At 64.1% G+C, this 23,979-nt stretch carries 20 protein-coding genes and 1 other RNA gene; 2 read left to right on the top strand and 19 right to left on the bottom strand.

Annotated features, from left to right (window positions below; all coding sequences use genetic code 11):
- Positions 1-51 precede the first annotated feature (51 nt).
- Positions 52-900 (top strand): symmetrical bis(5'-nucleosyl)-tetraphosphatase, encoded by an 849-nt coding sequence (locus EKH80_RS08045; RefSeq protein ID WP_126684230.1) that lies wholly within the window; start codon positions 52-54, stop codon positions 898-900.
- 118 nt (positions 901-1,018) lie between these two features.
- Here EKH80_RS08045 and secA read toward each other — a convergent pair whose 3' ends face one another.
- Positions 1,019-3,742: a preprotein translocase subunit SecA gene (gene secA, locus EKH80_RS08040; protein WP_126684229.1), complete on the bottom strand. Its 2,724-nt coding sequence runs from the start codon at positions 3,740-3,742 to the stop codon at positions 1,019-1,021.
- A 170-nt stretch (positions 3,743-3,912) separates the two neighbouring features.
- Entirely contained in the window at positions 3,913-4,845 is a 933-nt protein-coding gene (locus EKH80_RS08035; protein ID WP_126684228.1) for a M23 family metallopeptidase, read from the bottom strand.
- Between the two features lie 31 nt (positions 4,846-4,876).
- Here EKH80_RS08035 and EKH80_RS08030 point away from each other — a divergent pair, with 31 nt between their 5' ends.
- The gene (locus EKH80_RS08030) at positions 4,877-5,356 is read left to right on the top strand and encodes a DciA family protein (protein ID WP_126684227.1); all 480 of its coding nucleotides are present in this window, start codon (positions 4,877-4,879) and stop codon (positions 5,354-5,356) included.
- Between the two features lie 217 nt (positions 5,357-5,573).
- Here EKH80_RS08030 and lpxC read toward each other — a convergent pair whose 3' ends face one another.
- The 17 genes from lpxC to rsmI all read right to left on the bottom strand — a co-directional run bounded on the left by lpxC (position 5,574) and on the right by rsmI (position 23,949).
- Complete coding sequence (gene lpxC, locus EKH80_RS08025; RefSeq protein WP_126684226.1) at positions 5,574-6,488, bottom strand: UDP-3-O-acyl-N-acetylglucosamine deacetylase; 915 nt, start codon at positions 6,486-6,488, stop codon at positions 5,574-5,576.
- Between the two features lie 510 nt (positions 6,489-6,998).
- Positions 6,999-8,180 (bottom strand): cell division protein FtsZ, encoded by a 1,182-nt coding sequence (ftsZ, locus tag EKH80_RS08020; RefSeq protein ID WP_126684225.1) that lies wholly within the window; start codon positions 8,178-8,180, stop codon positions 6,999-7,001.
- Between the two features lie 124 nt (positions 8,181-8,304).
- A complete protein-coding gene (gene ftsA / locus EKH80_RS08015) occupies positions 8,305-9,537 on the bottom strand; it encodes a cell division protein FtsA (RefSeq protein ID WP_126684224.1) in 1,233 nt (410 codons plus the stop codon).
- The gene (locus EKH80_RS08010; protein WP_126684223.1) at positions 9,534-10,271 is read right to left on the bottom strand and encodes a cell division protein FtsQ/DivIB; all 738 of its coding nucleotides are present in this window, start codon (positions 10,269-10,271) and stop codon (positions 9,534-9,536) included. Before EKH80_RS08010 ends, ftsA begins: the two co-directional genes overlap by 4 nt.
- A complete protein-coding gene (locus EKH80_RS08005; RefSeq protein ID WP_126684222.1) occupies positions 10,268-11,206 on the bottom strand; it encodes a D-alanine--D-alanine ligase in 939 nt (312 codons plus the stop codon). The genes EKH80_RS08010 and EKH80_RS08005 overlap by 4 nt, the downstream gene beginning before the upstream one ends.
- Entirely contained in the window at positions 11,203-12,645 is a 1,443-nt protein-coding gene (murC, locus tag EKH80_RS08000; protein ID WP_126684221.1) for a UDP-N-acetylmuramate--L-alanine ligase, read from the bottom strand. Before murC ends, EKH80_RS08005 begins: the two co-directional genes overlap by 4 nt.
- Positions 12,642-13,715, bottom strand: a complete 1,074-nt coding sequence (gene murG, locus EKH80_RS07995) for an undecaprenyldiphospho-muramoylpentapeptide beta-N-acetylglucosaminyltransferase (RefSeq protein WP_126684220.1) — start codon at positions 13,713-13,715, stop codon at positions 12,642-12,644. Before murG ends, murC begins: the two co-directional genes overlap by 4 nt.
- Positions 13,712-14,950 carry a putative lipid II flippase FtsW gene (ftsW, locus tag EKH80_RS07990; RefSeq protein ID WP_126684219.1) on the bottom strand — a complete coding sequence of 413 codons (1,239 nt, stop codon included), beginning with the start codon at positions 14,948-14,950 and terminating at the stop codon, positions 13,712-13,714. Before ftsW ends, murG begins: the two co-directional genes overlap by 4 nt.
- Positions 14,951-14,953: 3 nt before the next feature.
- Complete coding sequence (gene mraY, locus EKH80_RS07985; RefSeq protein ID WP_126684218.1) at positions 14,954-16,036, bottom strand: phospho-N-acetylmuramoyl-pentapeptide-transferase; 1,083 nt, start codon at positions 16,034-16,036, stop codon at positions 14,954-14,956.
- Positions 16,026-17,393, bottom strand: coding sequence for a UDP-N-acetylmuramoyl-tripeptide--D-alanyl-D-alanine ligase (locus EKH80_RS07980; protein ID WP_126684217.1), 1,368 nt, complete (start codon positions 17,391-17,393; stop codon positions 16,026-16,028). Before EKH80_RS07980 ends, mraY begins: the two co-directional genes overlap by 11 nt.
- The gene (locus tag EKH80_RS07975) at positions 17,390-18,868 is read right to left on the bottom strand and encodes a UDP-N-acetylmuramoyl-L-alanyl-D-glutamate--2,6-diaminopimelate ligase (protein ID WP_126684216.1); all 1,479 of its coding nucleotides are present in this window, start codon (positions 18,866-18,868) and stop codon (positions 17,390-17,392) included. Before EKH80_RS07975 ends, EKH80_RS07980 begins: the two co-directional genes overlap by 4 nt.
- Positions 18,865-20,685: a peptidoglycan D,D-transpeptidase FtsI family protein gene (locus tag EKH80_RS07970; protein ID WP_126684215.1), complete on the bottom strand. Its 1,821-nt coding sequence runs from the start codon at positions 20,683-20,685 to the stop codon at positions 18,865-18,867. Before EKH80_RS07970 ends, EKH80_RS07975 begins: the two co-directional genes overlap by 4 nt.
- Complete coding sequence (gene ftsL, locus EKH80_RS07965) at positions 20,682-20,954, bottom strand: cell division protein FtsL (protein ID WP_126684214.1); 273 nt, start codon at positions 20,952-20,954, stop codon at positions 20,682-20,684. The genes EKH80_RS07970 and ftsL overlap by 4 nt, the downstream gene beginning before the upstream one ends.
- On the bottom strand, positions 20,951-21,871 hold the full coding sequence (rsmH, locus tag EKH80_RS07960) for a 16S rRNA (cytosine(1402)-N(4))-methyltransferase RsmH (protein WP_126684213.1): 921 nt from the start codon (positions 21,869-21,871) through the stop codon (positions 20,951-20,953). The genes ftsL and rsmH overlap by 4 nt, the downstream gene beginning before the upstream one ends.
- Positions 21,872-21,921: 50 nt before the next feature.
- Positions 21,922-22,368: a division/cell wall cluster transcriptional repressor MraZ gene (mraZ, locus tag EKH80_RS07955; protein ID WP_126684212.1), complete on the bottom strand. Its 447-nt coding sequence runs from the start codon at positions 22,366-22,368 to the stop codon at positions 21,922-21,924.
- A 315-nt stretch (positions 22,369-22,683) separates the two neighbouring features.
- Positions 22,684-23,047: RNase P RNA component class A (rnpB, locus tag EKH80_RS07950), an RNA gene on the bottom strand.
- A gap of 74 nt (positions 23,048-23,121) precedes the next feature.
- Positions 23,122-23,949 (bottom strand): 16S rRNA (cytidine(1402)-2'-O)-methyltransferase, encoded by an 828-nt coding sequence (gene rsmI / locus EKH80_RS07945; protein WP_126684211.1) that lies wholly within the window; start codon positions 23,947-23,949, stop codon positions 23,122-23,124.
- Positions 23,950-23,979: the final 30 nt, after the last annotated feature.

Raw genomic sequence — 23,979 nt, 5'->3', positions numbered from 1 at the left:
CGAGGCTTCGTTCATGACACGCGCACGGCAGACCCCAAAGGCGACTTGCTGATGGCCATCTATGCAATCGGCGACATCCAGGGCTGCTATCCGGAACTGCAGCGCTTGCTGGAGAAACTGCGCTTCGACCCGGCGGCGGACCGGCTGTGGCTCTGTGGCGATCTGGTCAATCGCGGCGGACAGTCGCTGGACACGCTGCGCCTGGTGCACTCGTTGCGCGACAACGTGATAGTGACGCTCGGCAACCACGATCTCAGCCTGCTGGCGATCGCACAGCGCAAGCAGGACGCGCAGGCGCGTGTGAATCCGGAGCTGCGCGAAGTGCTGTTTGCCGAGGATGCGCCGATGCTGCTCGACTGGCTGCGCACCCAGAAGCTGCTGCATCTGGATGAAACCATCGGCTGGGCGATGGTGCACGCAGGCCTGGCGCCGAGCTGGACGCTGAAACAGGCACAGCGTTGCGCGGTGGAAGTGGAACGCGAGCTGGCCAGCCCGCGGCATACGCGTCTGCTGAAGAATCTCTTCGGCAACCGGCCGGCGGCATGGAGCAGCCGCCTGCAGGGCATCGAGCGTATGCGTGCTTCGATCAATACCCTGACCCGCATGCGCTACTGCGACGTCAATGGCCGCATCGACTTCGAAAGCAAAGGGGCACCCGGCACGCAAAAACCCGGCATGTACCCCTGGTTCGAGGTGCCCGGCATGCGCAAGCGCGACACCCGCATCGTATGCGGGCACTGGTCGGCACTCGGCCGCTTCGCCGGCATGGACGTGTACGGTATCGATACCGGCTGCGTATGGGGCGGCAAGCTCACCGCGCTGCGCCTGGATGGTGAGGAACCGCAATACATCACGGTGGATGCCGAGCCGCATCGCAAGCGGATGCCTGGCGAGGACTAATGCAGGCTGGAATGAAATCCCAGCATTGCCGGCTGCACGAAAGCTGGGATTTCATCCCAGCCTACGGTGATGGATAGCCGCTTACGTCCTGGCGTTAGCCAGGACGAAGAGCATGAGATCAGTTCAACTGCCCGTGGCAGTGCTTGTACTTCTTGCCCGACCCGCATGGACACGGGTCGTTGCGGCCCACTTTTGGACCTGCCGCCGACGGCTCCACGGTGGCCGCAGCCTCCGCCGCCGCATCCAACCCGAGCGCGCCGCCGACCGGGGCACCACCGCCGGAGGCCTGCATCTGGCGCGCCATGCGCTCGGCCAGGCGCTGTTGCTCGGCTTCCATCGCGGCGACTTCTTCCTCGCTGCGGATGCGGATGCGCGCGAGCATCTGTGTCACCTCGGTCTTGATGCGCGCCAGCATCTGCGAGAACAGCTCGAAGGATTCGCGCTTGAACGCCTGCTTGGGATCCTGCTGCGCGTAACCGCGCAGGTAGATGCCCTGGCGCATGTAATCCATGCTGGAAAGGTGTTCCTTCCAGGCGTTGTCGAGCACGCTCAGCATGATGTGCTTTTCCAGCTGGCGCATGGTTTCCGCACCCACCTGCTGTTCCTTGGCCTGGAACATCCCGTTGACCAGTTCGCGCACATGCCCCAGCACGGCGTTGGCATCGGCTTCCGACTGCTGTTCCAACCACGCCTTGAGCTGGGCGGAAACGCCGAATTCGCTTTCAAGCTCGCGCTGAAGTCCGGCAATGTCCCATTGCTCGTCGATGCTTTCGGCCGGCACGTGGCGGCGCACCAGTTCGTTGACCACGTCGTCGCGAATGTCGGCGATGGTCGCGGAGACCTCCGCTTCTTCCAACAGCTCGTCGCGCTGGCGATAGATCACCTTGCGCTGGTCGTTGGCGACGTCATCGTATTCGAGCAGATTCTTGCGAATGTCGAAGTTGTGCTGCTCGACTTTGCGTTGCGCCTTCTCGATCTGCCGGCTGATCATGCGATCTTCCAGCGCCTCGTCTTCCTTCATGCCGAAGCGCTTCATCCAGCGCACCAGGCCTTCACCGCCGAAGATGCGCAGCAGATTATCCTGTAGCGACAGGTAGAAGCGCGAAGATCCCGGGTCGCCCTGGCGGCCGGAACGACCACGCAGCTGGTTGTCGATGCGGCGGGATTCATGGCGCTCGGTACCGACGATGTGCAGGCCGCCGGCGGCAATCACTTGTTCATGGCGCTTGAGCCACTGCGCCTTCACGCGTGCGCGTTCGACGTCGCTGGCCTCTGCGCCAAGCGCATGCAACTCTGCCTCCAGGCTGCCGCCCAACACGATGTCCGTGCCACGGCCGGCCATGTTGGTGGCGATAGTGACGGCACCAGGCATACCAGCCTGCGCCACGATGTGCGCCTCGCGCTCGTGCTGCTTGGCGTTGAGCACTTCGTGCGGGATCTTTTCCTTGCGCAGCAGGTTGGACAGGAGCTCCGATACGTCGATCGAAGCCGTGCCGACCAGCACCGGCTGGCCGCGGCGGTGACAATCGCGAATGTCCTCGATCACCGCCTTGTACTTCACATCCTGGCCGAGGAACACCATGTCCGCGTTGTCCCGGCGGATCATCGGCTTGTGGGTGGGAATCACCACTACTTCCAGACCATAGATGGTCTGGAACTCGTAGGCTTCGGTGTCGGCCGTACCGGTCATGCCGGCCAGCTTCTTGTACATGCGGAACAGATTCTGGAAGGTCACCGTGGCCAGCGTCTGGTTTTCGCGCTGGATCGGCACGCCTTCCTTCGCTTCCACCGCTTGGTGCAAGCCATCGGACCAGCGACGGCCCGGCAACGTGCGGCCGGTGAATTCGTCGACGATGATGACCTCACCATCGCGCACGATGTAGTCGACGTCACGCTGATAAATGGCGTTTGCGCGCAGCGCGGCGTTGAGGTGATGCACCACCGCGAGGTTGCGCGCATCGTACAGGCTGCCTTCCGGGTCGATGACCTTCGCCTGTTGCAGCAGCTCTTCCGCGTGCTGCATGCCTTCTTCGGAAAGGTGGACCTGCTTCTGCTTCTCATCAACCCAATAGTCGCCCGGGCCGTCCTCCAGCTCCTGACGCGTCATGCGCGGCACGATCTTGTTCACCGCAATGTACAGCTGCGGCGAATCCTCGGCCGGGCCGGAGATGATCAGCGGCGTGCGCGCTTCATCGATCAGGATCGAGTCCACCTCGTCGACGATGGCGTAGTGCAGGCCGCGCTGCACGCGCTGCTCCCTGGACAGCGCCATGTTGTCGCGCAGATAGTCGAAGCCGAATTCGTTGTTGGTGCCGTAGGTGATGTCCGCCGCGTAGGCAGAATGCTTGTCGGCGTTATCCATGCCCGGATACACCACGCCCACGCTCATGCCGAGGAAGTTATACAGCTTGCCCATCTGGGCGGCGTCGCGCTTGGCCAGGTAGTCGTTGACGGTGACCACATGCGTGCCCTTGCCTTCCAGGGCGTTCAGGTAGACCGGCGCAGTGGCGACCAGGGTTTTGCCTTCGCCGGTGCGCATCTCGGCGATCTTGCCCATGTGCAGCACCATGCCGCCGATCAGCTGCACGTCGTAATGGCGCATGCCGAGCACACGCTTGGCGCCTTCGCGCACCACCGCGAAGGCTTCCGGCAGCAGCTTGTCCAACGGCTCGCCGTTGGCCAGACGCTGCTTGAACTCGTCGGTCTTGCCGCGCAAGGCCTCGTCGCTGAGTTTCTCGAACTCAGGCTCTAGCGCGTTGATGCGCGCGACGGTTTTGGACAGCTGGCGCAGTACTCGATCGTTACGGCTGCCAAAGAGGCTCGTCAGGGCACGGTTAAGCATCGATCTTCCGGATCTGGAAACTGAGGGGGCACGCCGGGGCCAATCCAGGCGGGCAAAGGCTTGATGATACTAGGGTCCGCCGGCTATCCCAAACGCGGGAAATCACCACGTGACTACGCCCAGGGGTGGCGGTACGGCACCCCGCTTTCAAGGGTGCTGCCAGGGTCTGCTCAGCGATGATTCTTGACGTACGCCAGCGGATTGAGCACGCGACCGCCGTACCAGACCTCGAAGTGCACGTGCGAGCCGGTTGAGCGGCCGCTGGAACCGGCCGCGGCAATCTCGTCCCCCACCCGCACGTGCTGGCCGGGATGCACCAGCAGCTTGCTGTTGTGCGCATAGCGGGTCATGTAACCGTTGCCGTGGTCGATTTCAACCACATTGCCGTAGCCGTTACGCACACCGGCATAGGTCACCATGCCCTCGGCCACCGTATGGACCGGGCTGCCATAGGGCACGGCGATATCCAGACCAGTGTGGCGGGCGGCGAGCCCGTCAAAAGGATCGGCGCGGACCCCGAAGTAGGACGAGATATAGCCCTCCGCCGGCATGCCGGTGGGCTTGAGGTTCGAGTCGATGCGTGCATTCAGCAGCAGGCTCTGCATTGCGCTCAATTGTGCCTGCTGAGTTTCGAACTGGGTGGCCAGCTGGTCGATGCCGACGTCCAGCGTCTGCGGCAGCGCATAGGCGCTGCTGCCGTCGGTGACTTCCACGCCGCCGACCGGCGGCGGCTGGTCGAAGTTGAATTCGTTGCCATCGAGTTTGCCCACCGCCACCAGGCGCTCGCCCAGGGCATTGATGCGGGTTGCCTGCGCCTGCAGCTGGCCGAGCTTGATGGCCAAGGCATCGAGCTGGCGGTGCGCATCTTCGCGCAATTCACCAAGCTGCCGGTCCTGCATCTTCACTTGCCGGTGCAGCGTGTCGATCTCGGCCAGCGCCCGATTGCGGGGACTGGCCACCGCCAACGCCACGCCGGCGCCGATGCTCGCCAGGGCCAGCACGATCGCGGCCCCCATTGCACATACCCGCCAGCGCAGACGCGAGTTGGTGAGATCCAAAGTTTTGGGCACCTTCCCTGCGCGTGAGACGAGTATGATCTGCATGTCGTTTCCGGTTTGAAATTTTTAACCACTGATGCAACGCGACGTGCCCGCTTCCCATCGATCAGGCCATGGGCCGCAACCCATCACCGAGGTCGGCCCAGTCGCAGCGCTGGCCAGAAAGGCTGGCAAGCTGGAAGCTTTGGACCGCGCATTGCGTCAAACGTTGCCGTCGCCCCTGCGCGAACAGGTCAGATTCGCAAATCTGCGCGACGATCGTCTTGTTTTTCTGGCGTCCTCGCCGGCCTGGGCCTCGCGGTTGCGCCTGCAACAGACGCAAATCCTCGCTGCCGCACGCGCCATTGGCGCGAATGCCAGCTCAGTTACCGTGAAAGTGGCCCCCCTTCCTCCGCCTGACCCCCAGCCGGAGCAATCAAAACCGCTTTCGCCCGCCGCAGCACTTCATCTGAAGGTCGCCGCGGGTTCCATCCACGACCCCGAATTACGGGCCATGTTCCTGGCGTTGGCGTCCATCGCCGAAACCACTGATTCCAGTTCCTCCGTCACGCCCTGAGCTGCGGACGCCGGGGTTCCAGCAGGCATACGGCCGCCGGCCCCGATGTGGGAGGCGGTTTTATACCACGGCTTCGCCCTTCCAGGTCGCTATGGCCCGTGGCCGGAGCGTGAACCCTGGGACGAGGAAAGTGTGATGGAGTCCGCGAAAATGAAAAGACCGAGCCCAAAGAGCCCGGTCTCGGCTAGGTGGGACGGCCTTCCCTGGGCCCTTGGGCTCAGATCGCCTGGGCTGGGTGCGCGTAGGAGATCGGGGCGGTGGCCGGATCATCCTGGTAGCTGACTTCTTCCCATGCCGTGGCATCGGCCATCAGCGCGCGCAGCAACTTGTTGTTCAACTCGTGACCAGACTTGTGCGCGTAGTAAGCGCCGATCAGGCTGTGGCCGAGCAGGTACAGATCACCGATCGCATCGAGGATCTTGTGCTTGACGAATTCGTCTTCGTAGCGAAGACCATCCTCATTGAGCACACGGTAGTCGTCGAGCACTACGGCGTTGTCCATCGAACCGCCGAGCGCAAGATTGTGTTCGCGCAGCATCTCGATGTCGCGCATGAAACCGAAAGTGCGTGCGCGGCTCACTTCCTTGACGAACGACGTAGTGGAGAAATCGATCTCCGCGCGGGAGGTGCGCTTGGAAATGATCGGGTGATTGAATTCGATCGAGAAGCCCACCTTGAAACCTTCAAACGGCTCGAAACTGGCCCACTTATCGCCTTCCTGCACCTTCACCGGCTTTTTGATGCGGATGAAGCGCTTTGGCGCGGATTGTTCCTCGATGCCCGCCGATTGCAGCAGGAAGACAAACGGACCGGCGCTGCCGTCCATGATCGGCACCTCCGGCGCAGACAGGTCGACATACGCGTTGTCGATGCCCAGACCCGCCATGGCCGATAGCAAGTGTTCCACAGTCGAAACACGCACGTCACCGTTGGCCAGCGTGGTGGACAAACGCGTATCACCCACGTGATCGGGGCGCGCGTGGATCTCCACCGGGGGATTGAGATCCGTGCGGCGGAAGATGATGCCCGTGTTCGGCGCCGCCGGACGCAACGTCATGTAGACCTTGTCGCCGGTATGCAGCCCGACGCCGGTGGCACGGATGATGTTCTTCAACGTACGCTGCTTAATCATTTATTGGGTACCTATAGGGGCAGCAGCCAATTTGAGCTCGGATGCTAACACAGTCTTAACCTGCGGAAAAACAAACCGTACCGTATCGAACGGTCAATCCTTCATTTTCCTTTCATCAAATAATGCGAGTCATTCGCATTCCGATGCTGCAAGCACTATAGGTAAAACAAGCACTTGCGATTCGACACAAAACCCCGCGCCGGGGACGGGAAAGATCCGGCAACGGGATTCCGGATCGGCGGCATGGAATCCGAGTCCACGCAGCCAATCGTGCGCCATCCTTAAGCTCGCACTGCCTATCGCATCCAACGCACAAACGCGACGCCAGCCGACATCAGTGGATGTCCCCCCTACATCGCTGCCGGTACCCCGGCGGCAATCAGGCAGCGGACTGAAGAGGATACCCTCCTCGCCCGGCACAAGGAACAGTGACAAGTTAATGCGGCGTTAGTTCATGCGGTGCAAGCTCTCTTACATTATTTTTTCACTCCTACCGCCTCAGGGCGCCCTTCAGTCGGCCTGACGGCGCAAGAAGGCGGGAATGTCCAGGTAGTCGAAACTGGGATCGGCGCTCTTGGCCAGGCCCTCGCTGCCGCGCGGATTGCTTGCCGCCACCTCTGGGTGCGCGTAATCCACCACTTCGTTGCCGGTGCCGGTGCGTAGCACCATGGGACGGGGACGCTGGCGCATTTCCACCTGCTGGGTCGCGGCCTGGCGGAGCGGCTGGCGGGCGGCGGCTCGATTGAGGCCAGTGGCCACCACCGTTACGCGCACATCGTCCTGCATTTCCGGATCCAGCGAGGTGCCGATGACCACCGTGGCGTCTTCGCTGGCGAAGTCGTGAATGATGCGGCCGATTTCGTCGAACTCGCGCATGGTGAGGTTCGGACCGGCGGTGACGTTCACCAGGATGCCGCAAGCGCCGTTCAGGTTGACGTCTTCCAGCAGCGGGTTGTTGATCGCCGCTTCCGCTGCCGCCTGAGCACGGTCATCGCCGCGGGCGGTACCCGAGCCCATCATCGACAGGCCCATCTCGCTCATGACTGTCCGCACGTCGGCAAAGTCGACGTTGATCAGGCCCGGGGCGGTGATCAGATCGGCAATACCCTGCACTGCGCCCAGCAGCACGTCATTGGCCGCCTTGAACGCGTTGAGCAGGGTCACTTCGCGGCCCAGCACCGATAGCAGTTTCTCGTTCGGCACGGTAATCAGCGAATCGACGTGCTGCGACAGGTCTTCGATACCCTTCAAAGCGACCTGCAGGCGACGGCGGCCTTCGAACGGAAACGGCTTCGTAACCACCGCCACTGTCAGAATGCCTTTCTCTTTCGCCAGCTGGGCAACGACCGGAGCCGCACCGGTGCCCGTGCCGCCGCCCATGCCGGCGGTAATGAACACCATGTCCGCGCCTTCGAGCATTTCTTCGATACGCTCGCGATCTTCCAGCGCGGCCTGGCGGCCCACTTCCGGATTGGCGCCGGCGCCCAGGCCCTTGGTGACGTTGGCGCCCAGTTGCAGGTGCATGCGCCCGCCGCAGCCCTTCATAGCCTGTGCGTCGGTGTTACACACCACGAAATCGACGCCTTCGATGTTGGAGTTGAGCATGTGCGCGACCGCGTTGCCGCCGCCGCCGCCCACGCCAATGACCTTGATCACCGCATTCGGTGCCAGTTTTTCGACCAGTTCAAACATTTCCCGTCCTCCGTAGTGCTTCGTTGTCGTTGTAACCGCGGTACGACTCCTGTCTTCCCGTGGTGATGGGCGAACCTCCATTCGCCCGGGCTGCGCTGTCCTGCGCGGCCTAACCCTTTCGCTTCTAGAAATTCTTCGTGATCCAGGTCCGCAGCTTGTCGACCAGGCCGCCGACACTGCCACCGGCCGGGCCGTTGCCTCGCATGCCACCGGAGCGCGCGCCGTGCAATAGCAGGCCCACGCCGGTGGAATGCAGCGGATTGGCGATCACCTCGCCCAGTCCCATCACGTGCTGAGGCACGCCGATGCGCACCATCTTGTGGAAGATCTCCTCGGCCAGTTCCAGCGCGCCCTCCATCCGCGAAGCACCACCCGTGAGCACGACGCCCGCAGCAACCAGGCTGTCGTAGCCGGAACGGCGCAGCTCGTCCTGCACCATCTCGAAGATTTCCTCGTAACGCGCCTGCACGCTCTGTGCGAGCGACTGGCGCGCCAGCCGGCGCGGCGGACGATCGCCCACGCTCGGCACCTGGATGGTTTCTTCCGCATGCGCAAGCTGTGCCAGCGCGCAGGCGTACTTGATCTTGATTTCCTCGGCGTGCGCGGTCGGCGTATGCACGCCGTAGGCGATGTCGTTGGTGACCTGATCGCCGCCCACCGGCAGCGACTTGGTATAGCGGATCGCGCCCTGCGTGTAGATGGCGATATCCGTCGTGCCTGCGCCGATGTCGACCAGGCAGACGCCCAGCTCGCGTTCGTCGTCGGTAAGCACCGACTTCGCGCTGGCTACCGCCGAGGGCACCAGCTCATCGACCGACAGGCCGCAGCGCTGGATGCACTTGCTGATGTTCTGCACCGCCGCCGCAGCGCCCGTCACCAGGTGCACGGAAGCTTCCAGCCGCACGCCGCTCATACCGACCGGCGCGCGAATGCCGTCCTGGCCGTCGATGCGGTACTCCTGCGACTCCTTGTACAAGACCTTGCGGTCGGCCGGGATCGCCACCGCGCTCGCCGCCTCCAGTACCTGATCGAGATCGCCCGGCGCCACTTCGCGGTCGCGGATCGCCGCGGTGCCGTGCGAATTGCGCGTTTCCAGGTGGCTGCCGGAAATCGAGGCGTAGACGGAGCGGATGTCGCAGCCCGCCATCAGCTCGGCTTCCTCAACCGCGCGCTGAATCGAGTGGACGGTCGATTCGATGTCCACCACCGAGCCGCGCTTCATGCCACGTGAAACGTGGGAACCGATGCCGATCACTTCGATCGGCTCGCCCGGTTCGTACTCGCCCACGATCGCCACCACTTTCGAAGTGCCGATGTCGAGTCCGACTACCAGTTGCTTTTCGTTCTTGCCTTTCATGTGCGTGGCGTGCCTCCGGCGGTCGGGGCGGCCGTCGCTTGCGGCCATTTCACGGCAAAGCCGTTGGTGTAACGAAGATCGGCGTACTCAAGCCCCTGTCCGCGGCCCGCAGCCACCTGCGGATACACGTCGAGGAAGCGGCGCAGGCGGCGGCCAGCCTGGCTGCGATCGCCGATCACGATCTGCGCGCCGGTATCGGTACTCACGCTCCAGCTGCCGCGCTCGGTAAGCGTGACGCCGATGATCTTCAGATGCGCGCCGGCGAACGGCTTCTGCACATCGGCAAAGAAGCTGACCACTTCGGCGAGGTGATCTTCGGGACCGTGCAGATCGGGAAGCTGGTCGTAGTCAGCCGCATCCGGCACGCTGAACACCTTGCCTTCGCGGCTGATCAACTGGTTGGTGTTCCAGCGCGCGAACGGCTGGCGTTCGTACACTCGCAGCAGCAGCGTATCGGGCCAACGCTTGCTGGCCTCCACCGATTCCACCCACGGCAGCGCGGCGACCGCCTTCTGCACGCCATCCAGATTCAATGCAAAGAAGCCTTTGCCCAGGCGCGGCAGCACAGCGGCGCGGATCTGCTCCGCGCTCACATGCTTGAACTCGGCCTGCAACGTCAGCTGGGTGACCGGCCAGCGGTCGGCAGCGAACCAGCCGCCCAACACGCCAACGACCGGCAAGACCACCAGCGCAATGGCCAGGCACCAGGCGACGAGGCGAATGCTTCCCCTCATTGCTCCTCCCTGAAACTGGTTTCCAGCACGCGCCAGCAAAGCTCCTGGTAATCGATGCCGGACACCGCAGCCGCCTTCGGCACCAACGAGTGCGAAGTCATGCCCGGCGCGGTGTTCACCTCAAGCAACCAGTTGCGGCCCTGGGTGTCGCGCATCACATCGACGCGGCCCCAGCCGTGGCATCCAAGCGCATCGAAGGCTTCCAGCGCCAGCGCGCGCAGCGACGCCTCTGAATCGCCTTCCAGGCCAGGGCAGATATAGCGCGTGTCTTCGGCGACGTATTTGGCGTTGTAATCGTAGAAAGCTCCCTTCGGCACGATGTGGATGCTCGGCAGCACTTGGCGGCCGAGGATGCCGATGGTTAGTTCATCGCCTTCGATCAGCGCTTCCATCAGCAGATCGCCCGGATATTTCGCGGCCAGCGCCACAGCGGCATCCAGGTCCCGCTCTTCGAACACGCGCGTCACGCCGACGCTGGAACCTTCGCAGGACGGCTTCACAATCAGCGGAAAGCCGATTTGCTTCGCCGCGGCGTGCACATCCGCACCGCGCGGCAGCGGCACGAATTTCGGTGTCGGTAAACCGAGCGATTGCCACACGCGCTTGGAACGCGTCTTGTCCATCGACAACGCCGAACCCAACACACCCGAACCAGTGTAAGGCACATGCAGCGACTCCAACGCACCTTGCAGCACGCCGTCCTCGCCGCCGCCGTGCTGGCCATGCAGGATGTTGAACACGCGCGCGAAATGGCCGGCGCGCAATGCGTCCAGCAAGGCGGGGATGCCGTCGATCCCCTGCGCATCCACACCACGCGCCTGCAACGCGGCGAGCACGTTGCGGCCGGAATCGAGCGACACCTCGCGCTCGGCCGAGCTGCCGCCCATGACCACGGCGACACGGCCGAATTGGGCGGGATCGTTGATCTTTCTCATGTCTCGCTCGTCCTCAAAATACCCGCTTGCGCCAGTTCCACTGCGGCGGCGCCGATATCTCCTGCGCCAAGCAGCAGCAGCAGATCGCCGTCGCGCAACAGCGCCGGCAAGGCGTCCTTCAATTCGCGCGGGTGGCTGATCAGTACCGGATCGACCTTGCCGCGTGCGCGTACCGCACGCGCCAGCGCGCGGCCGTCCGCTCCCGCGATCGGTGCTTCGCCGGCCGGATAGACCTCGGTCAGCACCAGCACGTCGACTTCCGCCAGCACATTGGCAAAATCGTCGAGCAGGTCGCGCGTACGGCTGTAGCGATGCGGCTGGAAGCCCACCACAAGGCGGCGATCCGGCCATCCGCCACGCGCTGCCGCAAACACGGCGGCAAGCTCGCGCGGGTGATGGCCATAATCATCGACCAGCATCACCTTGCCTTGATCGATGGCGATTTCGCCGCGGCGATGGAAGCGGCGGCCCACGCCCTGGAAATGCTGCAGAGCATGGGCGATGGCATCGGCCTCCACGCCTAGCTGCCAACCGATCGACGCAGCCGCCAGCGCATTGAGCACATTGTGCCGGCCCGGCAGATTCAGCGTGACCGGAATCGGCGCGTGGTTGCCTGGCAGCAACAGGTCGAAGTGCATTTCGAAGCCCTGCTGCCGCACATTGGCGGCGCGCACATCGGCATGCCCGGCGTCGATGCCGTAGGTCATCACGCGGCGCACCGTAAGCTTGGCCAGCTCAGCCACTTCCGGATCGTCCACGCACAACACGGCCAGGCCGTAGAACGGCAGGCGATGCAGGAAATCGGAAAACGCCTTGCGTACCAGCGCGAAGTCGCCCTGGTAATTCTCCAGGTGATCGGCATCGATGTTGGTCACCGCTGCGATCACCGGCGATAGCAGCAGGAACGAACCATCCGATTCGTCCGCCTCCGCCACCAGGTACTGGCCGGTGCCCAAGCGCGCGTTCGCACCGGCCGCATTGAGCTGGCCGCCGATCACGAAGGTGGGGTCATAGTTGGCTTCGGCCAGCACGCTGGCGACGAGGCTGGTGGTGGTGGTCTTGCCGTGCGTGCCCGCAATGGCGATGCCACGGCGAAAGCGCATCAGCTCACCAAGCATTTCCGCGCGCGGAATGACCGGGATGCGTGCTTCGCGTGCGGCGATCAGTTCCGGGTTGTCGCTCTTGATCGCGCTGGACGTAACCACGACATCCGCATCACCGATATGCGCAGCAGCGTGACCGATGCGAACGTCGATACCGAGCTGACGCAAGCGCTGCGCGGTCGGCGACTCGCTGCGGTCCGAACCGGATACCGCATAGCCGAGGTTGTGCAGCACTTCGGCAATGCCGCTCATGCCTACACCGCCGATGCCGATGAAGTGCACGCGGCGAAAGGTGCTCATCAGGTCTTCGTGGGCAAGCAGGCGACGCGGCGTCATACAGTCACCTCCACGCAGGCGCGCGCGATATCCGCGGCGGCATCAGGCTTTGCCAACGTGCGTGCAGCTTCCGCCATCGCCAGCAGTTTGCTGTTATCGCCCAACAGCGCAGTCAGACGCTGCGCCAGGTCTTTGGTATTCAAATCACGTTCCTGGATCAATTCAGCGGCGCCTGCAGCGACGAGCGCTTCGGCGTTGCGCGTCTGGTGGTCGTCGACCGCGTGCGGAAACGGCACCAGCACGGCGCCCAGCCCGCAAGCCGTGAGCTCGGCCAGGGTCAACGCACCGGCGCGGCATACGGCCAGATCAGCCCATGCGTAGGTTCCCGCCATGTCTTCGATGAAGGGCACGATCCGCGCTTCCACGCCGGCGTCAGCGTAGGCCTTGCGCGCTTCATCGATGCCACGATTGCCACACTGATGCAGCACTTCCGGCCGCTGCCCGGCAGGCATTTGCGCCAATGCCTGGGGCAGGGACGTATTCAGGGCGCGCGCGCCCAGGCTGCCCCCCAGTACCAGCAGACGCGGCGTGCCGGAGCGTTCGGCCATACGCTGCTGAGGTGCCTGCAGCGATGCAATCGCAGCGCGCACGGGATTGCCCACCCACTCCGCGTTGGGTAGCGCGTCGGCAAAGCCGGCCATCACGCGGCGAGCATGCTGTGCCAGCTTGCGGTTGGTGAAGCCCGCCACGCGATTCTGCTCGTGCACCAACAACGGACGATGCAGAAGGCGCGCGGCGATACCGCCCGGACCGGCCACATAGCCTCCCATCGACAGCACACTGCGCGGCTTCAGACGATGCAGCACAACCAACGACGACAGTAGCGCACGCAGCAGCATCCACGGTGCCTTGAGACGCGTCTTCAAGCCTTTTCCGCGCAAACCGCCCACGCCTATGGTGTACAGCTCGATGCCATGCGCCGGCACCACCTTGGTTTCCATGCCGCCTTCCGCGCCTAGCCACACCACCGGCACGCCTTGCGCGCGCAGCGTCTCGGCCACGGCCAGGCCAGGGAAGATGTGGCCGCCGGTGCCACCAGCCATGATCAGTACGGGTGCCTGCTTGCTCATGCCGCCACCGCTTCGCGCTCACGCGCGTTGTTGGGGTTGGCATCCGGTACCGCCGCTGCCGGCATGCGCGTAGCCATCTGCCGCGCGTCAAGGGCGCGATAGATCTCGAAGGTCGCACGCAACAGCACGCCCGCCATCGCGCAAGTCAGTGCGATCGACGAACCGCCATAGCTGATCAACGGCAGGGTCAGCCCCTTTGTAGGCAGCGCGCCTAGATTCACCCCGATCGACACCATGGTCTGCAGGCCGAGCATCAACGAGATGCCGAAGGCGATATAGCCGGCGAAACGCTGGCCGATTTCCACCCCCTTCAGGCCCACATGCAAGCCGCGCCAGACGGCCAGCGCGAACAGGCTCATCACGGTGATGATGCCGGCCAAGCCCAGCTCTTCGCCGATCACCGCGAAAATGAAGTCGGTATGCGCTTCGGGCAGGTACGACAGTTTCAGCACGCTCGATCCCAGGCCCACACCGGTCCATTCGCCGCGGCCGATCGCCATCAGCGACTGCGTGAGCTGGAACCCGTCGTCGAACGGATGCGCCCACGGATTCAGGAACGACGTCAGCCGCTTCATGCGATAGCTTTCGCTGGTTGCCGCCACCGCCAGCAGGGGCATCAGCGGCAGGCCCATCAGGAACAGGAAGATCGGCCGGGCGCCGCCCAGCCACACCATCGCAAGGGTCACGGCAATGATCAAGGTGGCGGAGCCGAAGTCCGGCTGCGCCAGCAACAGCAACACCATGACACCCGATACCGCGAGCGGCTTGATCAAGCCCAGGAAACGCGTTTCGATGCTTTCGCGATGACGCACCAGGTAGCTGGCCAGGTACACCACGAGGATCAGCTTCACCGCCTCGACCGGCTGGAACGAGGTCACCACCAGGTTGAGCCAGCGCCTTGCGCCGTTGAGCTTCATGCCCATGTGCGGCACGAACACCGCCAGCAGCATGATGAAGGCCACCAGCATCAGGAAGAAGGCGTGTTTTTCCAGTTCCTTCAGCTCGGTGCGCATGGCAACACCGGCTGCCACGATGCCGAGTGAAAGAAACAGCAGGTGTTTCTTCAGGAAATGGAACTGTCCCATGTGGGAGCTGTCGGCCACGGCGATCGAACTGGACGTCACCATTACGACACCCACGCAGGCAAGGCCGATCAAGGCCACCAGCAGCAGCAAGTCGAACTTGCCGCGCGGGCCTTGCCGGCGCTTCGCCTGAGTTGTGTCGAAGCCAAACATCGTCTAACGCACCTTCAACGTTGCCAAGCCGATCAGCACCAGCACCACGCTGATGATCCAGAACCGCACGATGACCCGCGGCTCGGGCCATCCCTTCAATTCAAAGTGGTGATGGATCGGCGCCATGCGGAAGATGCGCTTGCCGGTCATCTTGAAGCTGGCGACCTGCATCATCACCGACACCGTTTCCATTACGAACACACCACCCATGATCAGCAGCACGATTTCCTGTCGCACGATCACCGCGATCGCTGCCAGCGCCGCGCCGATGGCCAGCGCGCCGACATCACCCATGAATACCTGCGCGGGATAGGTGTTGAACCACAGGAAGCCCAGGCCAGCGCCGGACAGCGCACCGCAGAAAATCGCCAGTTCGCCCGCGCCCGGAATGGAGGGAATCCCCAGATATTCGGAAAACACGCGGTTGCCGGCGAGATACGCGAAGATGCCCAACGCGCCCGAGACCAGCACGGTCGGCATGATCGCCAGGCCATCCAGGCCATCAGTCAGATTCACCGCATTGGAAAAGCCCACGATCATGAAGTAGGCGAGTACGACGAAGAACGCACCCAGGGGTACCGCCACGTGCTTGAACAGCGGTACGTACAGCGCCGTTTCCGCCGGCAGGTTGGCGGTGTGAAACAGGAACCACGCGGCGCCGGCGCCGAACACCGACTGCCAGAAATACTTCCAGCGCGATGCCAGGCCACGGCTGTCCTTCAGCACCAGCTTGCGATAGTCGTCGTAGAAGCCGATCGCGCCGTAGCAAAGCAGTACCAGCAGCACCAGCCACACGTAGCGATTGTACAGATCCACCCACAGCAAGGTGGCGATGGCTACGGACAACAGGATCATCACGCCGCCCATCGTGGGCGTGCCGGCCTTCGCAAGATGCGTCTGCGGGCCTTCCTTGCGCACCACCTGCCCGGCCTTGAGCGCAGCGAGCTTGCGGATCAGCGCCGGACCGAACAGCAGCGACATCGCCATGGCGGTGAGCGCCGCCATGATCGTGCGGAAAGTGATGTACTGGAACAGGTGCGGCGTGGCGAAATGCCGTGCGAACCATTCGGCCAGTTCAAGCAGCATCGTGTGCGCCCCCCTTCGATGGGCCGTGCTTGAGCGCAGCCACGACTTGTTCCATGCCCGACGAATGCGACCCCTTCACCAGGCAGGTAATGCCGGCATGCAGTTCGGCGCGCAGGGCATCGGCCAGCGCGGTCTTGTTGGCGAAATGCCCGCCGCCCGCACCGAAGGCTTCGACCGTGGCCGCGCTCAATGGCCCGACCGCGAACAGCCGGTCAATGCCGCGCTCGCGCGCATGGCGGCCGATGCCTGCATGCAATGCACGCGCATCCCCGCCCAGCTCGGCCATATCGCCCAACACCAGCCATCGCTCGCCCTCGGCCAGCGCCAAAGTGTCGATCGCCGCGTGCATGGAGCTCGGATTGGCGTTGTAGCTATCGTCGATCAGCGTCCAGCCATCCGGCATCGCGATGCGCTGCAGGCGTCCTTCGACGGCGCTCGCCCGCTCCAGCCCCGCGACGATGCAGTCGAGCGGAACCTCCAGTGCCAGCGCAACCGTGCTCGCGGCGAGGGCATTGGCGATGTTATGCCGGCCCGGCAGCGGCAATCGCACTTCGGCATCACCTTGCGGCGTACTCAGCACGAAACGCGAACCGTCGACGCGTTGCTCAAGGATTTCCGCGCGCACATCGGCTTTGTGGTCCAGGCCAAAGCGCAGCACGCGACGCCCTCCGGCCAGGCCCATGAAGAAGCTGGCGAAGGCATCGTCGGCGTTGATCACCGCCACGCCGTCCGCCGGCAACGCGCGATACACCGCGCCCTTGGTTTCCGCCACCATCTCGATCGTTCCCATCCGCTCAAGATGCGCGGGCGCGATGATGTTGACGAGGCCGATATCGGGCCTGGCGATGGCCGCCAGGTAGTCGATGTCGCCAGGCTTGCCCGCACCCATTTCGAGCACGGCGTATTCGGCGTCCTCCGGCATCCACAGCAGCGTGAGCGGCAGACCGATCTCGTTGTTGTAGCTGCCCGTGTTCACGTGCGTGCGGCCGTGCAAGGACAGGATCGACGCGGTGAGCATCTTCACCGTGGTCTTGCCGTTCGAGCCGGTGATGCCGATCACCCGCGCATTACGCTGTGCGCGTACCGCGCTGGCCAGGTCGCCCAGCGCCAGTTCGCAGCTCTGTACTTCGACCTGCGGGAGGTCGCTTTCCACCCGGTATTCGACCAGAGCGGCCACGGCCCCGCGTGCTTTCGCATCGGCGAGGTAGTTGTGACCGTCCACACGCTCGCCCTTGAATGCAACGAACAGATCGCCCGCCTTCACCCTGCGCGAATCAATCGCCACGCCGGTCACTTCGGCATCGGCACCGTGCAGCTGCCCGTGCGTCCACATGGCGATGGCGTTCAGCCGCATCATGCGCGTGCTCCCAGCGCAATTCGCGCTACCGCCATGTCATCGAACGCTCGCTTGACGCCTGCGCTCTCCTGATAGGTTTCGTGGCCTTTGCCGGCAATCAATACAACATCTCCGGTACGCGCCATATCCAGCGCCGCACGAATCGCCGCTTCGCGATCGCGCAACACGGTGGCTGCCTGCGACCGAATCATGCCGGCCAGAATTTGCGCAACGATGGCGTCGCCGTCTTCGCCGCGCGGGTTGTCATCGGTAACGATCGCGACGTCGGCCAGCCGTTCGGCGATTTCACCCATTTGCGGGCGCTTGCCCGCATCGCGCTCGCCACCGCAGCCGAACACGCAGATCAGCCGCGCCTCGCAGTGGGCGCGCAGCGCCTTCAGTGCCTGCTCGAGCGCATCAGGCGTATGCGCGTAATCGACCACCACCAACGGCAGCCCATGCAGGCCACCTATGCGGTTCATGCGGCCGTTCACCGGCTCCAGCGCTTCGACGGCTGTAGCGATGCGCTCGAATGATTCGCCCAGCGCGGCAAGACAACCGATCACGGTCAACAGGTTGGACACGTTGAAGCGGCCAAGGAGGTGGCTGCGGATCTGCTTTTCGCCCCACGGCGTACGCAACGCGAAGGCTACGCCCTCGGCGGAAGTAACGATGTTGTCCGCCGCGATGTCGGCTTGCTCATGGCCCGCACTGCTCAATCGCCATGCGCGCACGCCGGGCGGCAGTTTGCCGATCAGTTCGCGGCCAAAAGCGTCATCGATATTGACCGCGGCCGCCCGCAACCCTGGCCACGCAAACAGCCTGGCCTTGGCGGCACCATAGGCTTCCATGCTGCCGTGATAGTCGAGGTGATCGCGCGTGAGGTTGGTGAAGGCGGCGATTTCGAAAGCGGTGGCGGCGACGCGCCCCTGCTCCAGCGCATGCGATGACACTTCCATCGCCACGTGTGAGGCGCCATCCCGACGGAACTCGGAGAACAGCTGCTGCACGGCGACCGCATCCGGGGTGGTGCGTTCGCCTTCGCGTAGTTGCCCATGCAGGCCCGCCCCCAGCGTACCGATGGTGGCAGCGCGAAACCCGAGATGCTGCAGCGCCTGCGCCAACAATTGCACCGTGGAAGTCTTGCCATTGGTGCCGGTAACGCCGATCACGCGCATCGCTTCGGACGGACGGCCGAAGAAGCGCGCGGCGATCTCGCCCACGAAAGCGTGCAAGCCATCGATCCACAGCACCGGCACACCCGGGTCCCGCCATTCGGCTGGCGCCGGTGCTTCGGCCAGCACCACGCTGGCACCGCGCTGCACTGCGCCTTGCACGAATTCGATGCCATGCCCGCGGGTACCGCGCAGAGCAAAGAAGACGTCGCCGCGCTGCACTTTGCGCGAATCAAGCGCCAGCCCGGAGACAACGACGGGCCCGACGGCCTTCGTTTCGGCGATGCCTTGCAGCAGGTGGTCCAGGCGTTGGCCGCTCATGGCTCGACGGCCTCCACCGCAGATTGGTCGTCCTGCGTATTCTGCGGCGGCGCGGTGCCGGCCAACCCGCCGCCAGCCTGCAGCGGACCGCCGACATACCAGCGCCCGATGTTGTCCGGCGGTATGTCGAGCAAACGCAGTGCGCCGGTCATCACCAGCGGGAATATCGGCGCGGAAACCACGCCACCGTAGTAGGCATTTTTCTTGGGATTGTTGACCACCACCACGCCGACCAGGCGTGGATCGGTGGCTGGCACGATACCGGCGAACAGCGAGTTGTAGTTGTTCTTGGCATAACCGCCGCCCGCAGCCAGGTGCGCCGTACCGGTCTTGCCGGCGACGATGTAGTTGGGAATCTGCGCGCGAGTGGCCGAGCCACCCGGTGCCGTCACCGTCTCCAGCATGTCCACCAGCTCGCGCGCGATGGTCGGCGAGACGACCTGCTTGCCTGCCTCGCCGCCGCCCTTGATGAACGTCGGTGAGTGCATCATGCCGCCGTCCGCTAGCGTGGCGTACGCAACCGCCAGTTGCAGGGGCGTGACGTTGAGGCCGTAGCCGTAAGCCATGGTGGCCTTTTCGATCGGACGCCAGCTTCGGCCTGGCCGCAGGAAGCCGGCCGATTCGCCGGGAAAGCCGCTGCCGGTGCTTTCGCCGAAGCCAAACGCGCGATAGGTGTCATAGACGAAGCCAGTGTCCAGCGACAGCGAAATCTTGGCCGCGCCGATATTGCTGGACTTGGTGAGTACGCCGGTGGGTGTGAGCAGGCCGTTGCCGCCGGACTCCACGTCACGGATGTCCTTGCCCATGAACATCCAGTGGCCGTTGCCGGTGTCCACCAACGGTGAGGTAGGCGTGTACTTGCCGCTCGAAAGGCCCGCTGCCATCGTGAACGGCTTCATAGTGGAGCCCGGCTCCACCACATCGGTCACGGTACGGTTGCGGCGTGCCGCAGGTGCGCTGCCGGTAACGACGTTGGGGTTGTACGTGGGCAGGCTCACCATGGCGAGGATCTCGCCAGTACGTATGTCCAGGACCACCATTTCACCTGAATCGGCGTCGAGATCCTGCAATTGTTTCTTCAGCTCGCTGTAGGCGAGGAACTGGATGCGGCGATCGATGCTGAGCGTGAGGTTCTGGCCGGGCTGCGGCGCATGCACCTGCTCCACGTCCTCCACGATCCGACCCATGCGATCGCGAATCACTCGCTTGGCGCCTGGCTTGCCGGCCAGCCAGTTGTCGAAGGCCAGTTCCAGGCCTTCCTGGCCGTGATCGTCGATGTTGGTGAAGCCGAGCACGTGCGCGGTCACTTCGCCGGAAGGATAGTAGCGTTTGTATTCGCGCTGCCCGTTCACGCCGGGAACGCCCAGCGCAAGCACGGCCTGGGCGGCGTCCGGACTCATCTGGCGCCGCAGGTAGGCAAAGTCGCGATCGGCGCGCTGCTCCAGGTACGACTTCAAGTCATCCGTGTTGGTGCCCAGCGCCTGCGCCAGCGCGGGGATGCGGTCGGCATTGTCGAGCACTTCCGACGGAACACAGCTGATGGACACCATCGGCGTGGAGACCGCCAGCGGCTCGCCGTTGCGATCGAAAATCGTGCCGCGCGACACGGCGATCGGCATCACGCGCAGGAAGCGTGCGTCGCCTTGATCCTGATAGAACTGCTTGCGCACGACCTGCAGGTCGAAGGCGCGCGCCACCAGCCCTGCCGAGGCAAGACCGAGTATGCCGACCACCAGCAGCATGCGACGACGCGCACTGGGACCGGCAGCCTTGCGCCGTGAACCGGGCTGGGCGGTGGACGGTTGCAGCCGGCTCATTGCCGCACCAGCTGTACGTCCTGCGGACGCGGCGCGAACATGCCGAGCTTGGTGCGTGCCTCGCTATCGATGCGGCGCGGCTCGGCCCAGGTAGCCTGCTCCAGCTCGAGTTGGCCGTACTCGATGTTCAATTCATCGCGCTGGCTCTGCATCTGAGAAAGCTGCACGAACAGAGAACGGCTCTGGTGGCGCGTCCACACGACCGCAATCGCGCTCACCATCACCGAGGCCAGCAGAAGCAGCAGGCTGAAAATGCCCACGGCCCTCATGCGAGCTTCTCCGCCACGCGCAGCACGGCCGAGCGCGCACGCGGATTGGCCGCCTGCTCGGCCTCGGACGGAAATTGTGCCTTGCCTACGGCAGCCAGCCTGGCGGGTGCCGCCGCGACCGGCGGACCGCGGCGACTGCCTTGTACGCGGCCGGAATGATCGCGGATGAATTGCTTCACCATGCGATCTTCCAGCGAGTGGAAGCTGATCACCGACAGGCGGCCGCCCGGCTTGAGTCGCTCCAGCGCTGCCTCGAGCCCGCGCTCCAGCGCGCCCAGTTCGCCGTTGACGCGAATGCGCAGCGCCTGAAACGTGCGCGTGGCCGGATGCTTGCCTGGTTCACGCCGGCCGATCAAGCGCTCCACCAGGGCGGCGAGTTCGCCGGTGCGGGTGATCGGCGCTTCCTTGCGGCGCTCGACGATGGCGCGTGCGATCTTGCGGCTGAAGCGCTCCTCGCCGTAGAGCCACAGCACATCGGCGATCTCGCGCTCATCGGCGTGGGCCAGAAAATCCGCCGCGCTTTCGCCTTGCGTCGGGTCCATGCGCATATCCAGCGGCGCATCGGCCAGGAAGCTGAAACCGCGGGAAGCCTCGTCCAGCTGCGGCGAAGAAACTCCGAGATCGAGCAGGACGCCGTCCAGGCCTGCCGCCGTTTCGTCCCACTCGGCCAGGGTCGAGAAATTCGCGTGACGGATCGACACGCGCGGATCACCGGCAAATGCCGCTTGCGCCGTGGCGATGGCTTGCGGATCGCGGTCCATCACCAGCAGGCGGCCATCCGCCCCCAGGCGCGACAGCACCACGCGGGCGTGACCGCCGCGTCCAAAGGTGCCATCGAGATAACTCCCGCCTGCCCGCACGGCGAGACCCTCCACCGCTTCATTCAGCATCACCGGGATGTGCTGACGCTCAACCATGCCGCACTCCCGCTCTTGTTCGCATCTATCCCGCGCCAGACCATTTCGGTCTACAGGCGCAGGTCCGCCATGTCATCGCTGATTTCGTCTTCGCCGATGGTCTGACGGATCTTGGCCAGGTGGGCCTGTTCGCTCCACAGCTCGAACTTGTTGCCCATGCCCAGCAGTACCGCCTTTTTCTCGATGCCTGCCGCCATGCGCTGGCTGGCCGGCAACAGGATGCGCATGGCGCCGTCCGGCTCCACCATCGCCGCCGCACCCACCAGCTTCATCTGCAGGGCACGGTGCACGGCCTTGACGCTCGGCAGCGCGTTGACCTGGTCGCGCACCCGCTCCCATTCGGTTTGCGGGAACAGCCAGAGGCAGCCCGACTCGAACGGGTTGTAGGTGATCACCAGCCGATTGGCACAGGCATCCGCAACCAGCTCCCGATATGCGGTCGGGATGGCCAGCCGGCCCTTGTCATCGACAGTGATGGCGGTCTCGCCCTGGAACACGGCCCTCGGAAACTCCCACGAAATCCCACGATTTCACACAGGATCCCACGATAGTCTCGCCCCTTGAGACTGTCAAGGATTTTTTGCTTGTGAATCAAGGAGAAAGGCAATAGTGTGGCTGAATTTCCAGCAATTTCGAGGAAGCTCCCCGAGGTATTTGATCGTGGTGGATTTTTTGTTCCGAACAGCCGTTTCCGGAGCCCCTGTTTTGCGCTACCAGAAAGGACTTCGCATGAACCGCCCGTTCATGCCCGCGAGGCCCATGTAGGCGTTGCCGCCCGACATCCATCGGGCGGCAACGCCTACAGCTAAAAGGGGTGGAGTCGGCCTATAAGCCGGGTTCTGTACGCCTTGCGGCGTGACAGTCATTCCTCTCGGCCAGGCGTCGCCGCCTGGCTCCAGCAACCTACCCGGGAACAACGCGGGCCGCGTTATCGTTCCCCTATTTGGTCTTGCTCCGGGTGGGGTTTACCGTGCCACGCGGCGTTGGCCCCGCGTGCGGTGCGCTCTTACCGCACCATTTCACCCTTACCTGTGCCCGTTGGGGCCATCGGCGGTTTGCTTTCTGTTGCACTGGCCGTCAGCTCGCGCTGCCCAGGCGTTACCTGGCACCCTGCCCTGTGGAGCCCGGACTTTCCTCGACGCGCACATGGCGCGACGCGACTGCCCGGCCGACTCCGACATCGATTATAGCGGGACTCAAGCGGAAGGCGGAAAACGCCCCAGGCGTAGCGCGGCCCAGCCCGGCCGCGCTCACTCCTGGTAAAGCTGTTTTCGTGGCGCACCCGTGATGGCTGCAGCCAGCTTTGCCGCCTTGGAAGGAGGCAACTCCTCACGCAGGATCGCGAATACGCGCTGGCCTTCGGCCAGTTTCGCATCCGCCTCCTCGCCGCGGCCGGCGACGAGAATCACGCACTCGCCGCGCTGCTGGTCTGGATCGTTCGCCACACGCAGCGCCAATTGGGACAACGGCTCGCCGATCACGGTCTCGAACATCTTGGTGAGTTCGCGTGCCAGCACAGCTTCGCGCTGCGCGCCGAACACATCGCGCATGTCGGCCAGGCTTTCCACGACGCGATGCGAGGACTCGTAAAAAATCAGCGTGCGCGGATCGCCCGCAAGTTCTTCCAGACGACTGCGGCGCGCCGCCGACTTGGGTGGAAGAAAACCTTCGAACACAAAGCGATCGCTCGGCAGCCCCGCCACGGACAGTGCCGTGATGGCAGCGCACGCACCAGGCACCGGGATGCAGCGAATGCCCGCCTCGCGCGCCGCGCGCACGAGGCGAAAACCCGGGTCACTGATCAGCGGCGTGCCGGCGTCCGAGATCAGCGCGATCGATTCGCCCTGTTCGAGTCGCCGCACGATGGAAGCCACCGCTTCGCGCTCGTTGTGCTCGTGCAAGGCCACCAGCGGAGTGCCGATGTTGTGTTGAAGCAGCATGGGACGGCTGTGCCGGGTGTCCTCGGCGGCAATCAATGTGACCTTGCGCAAGGTCTCGATGGCGCGCGCGGAAATGTCATCGCGATGACCAATAGGTGTCGCCACCACCCATAGACTGCCTATCTGTTTACTGGACATGGAACCCTTCGCCGCGTAGCCCTGATGCGA

The organism is Dyella choica (assembly GCF_003977665.1).
GTDB lineage: Bacteria > Pseudomonadota > Gammaproteobacteria > Xanthomonadales > Rhodanobacteraceae > Dyella_B > Dyella_B choica.
This window is presented reverse-complemented; position numbering and strand designations above follow the sequence as displayed.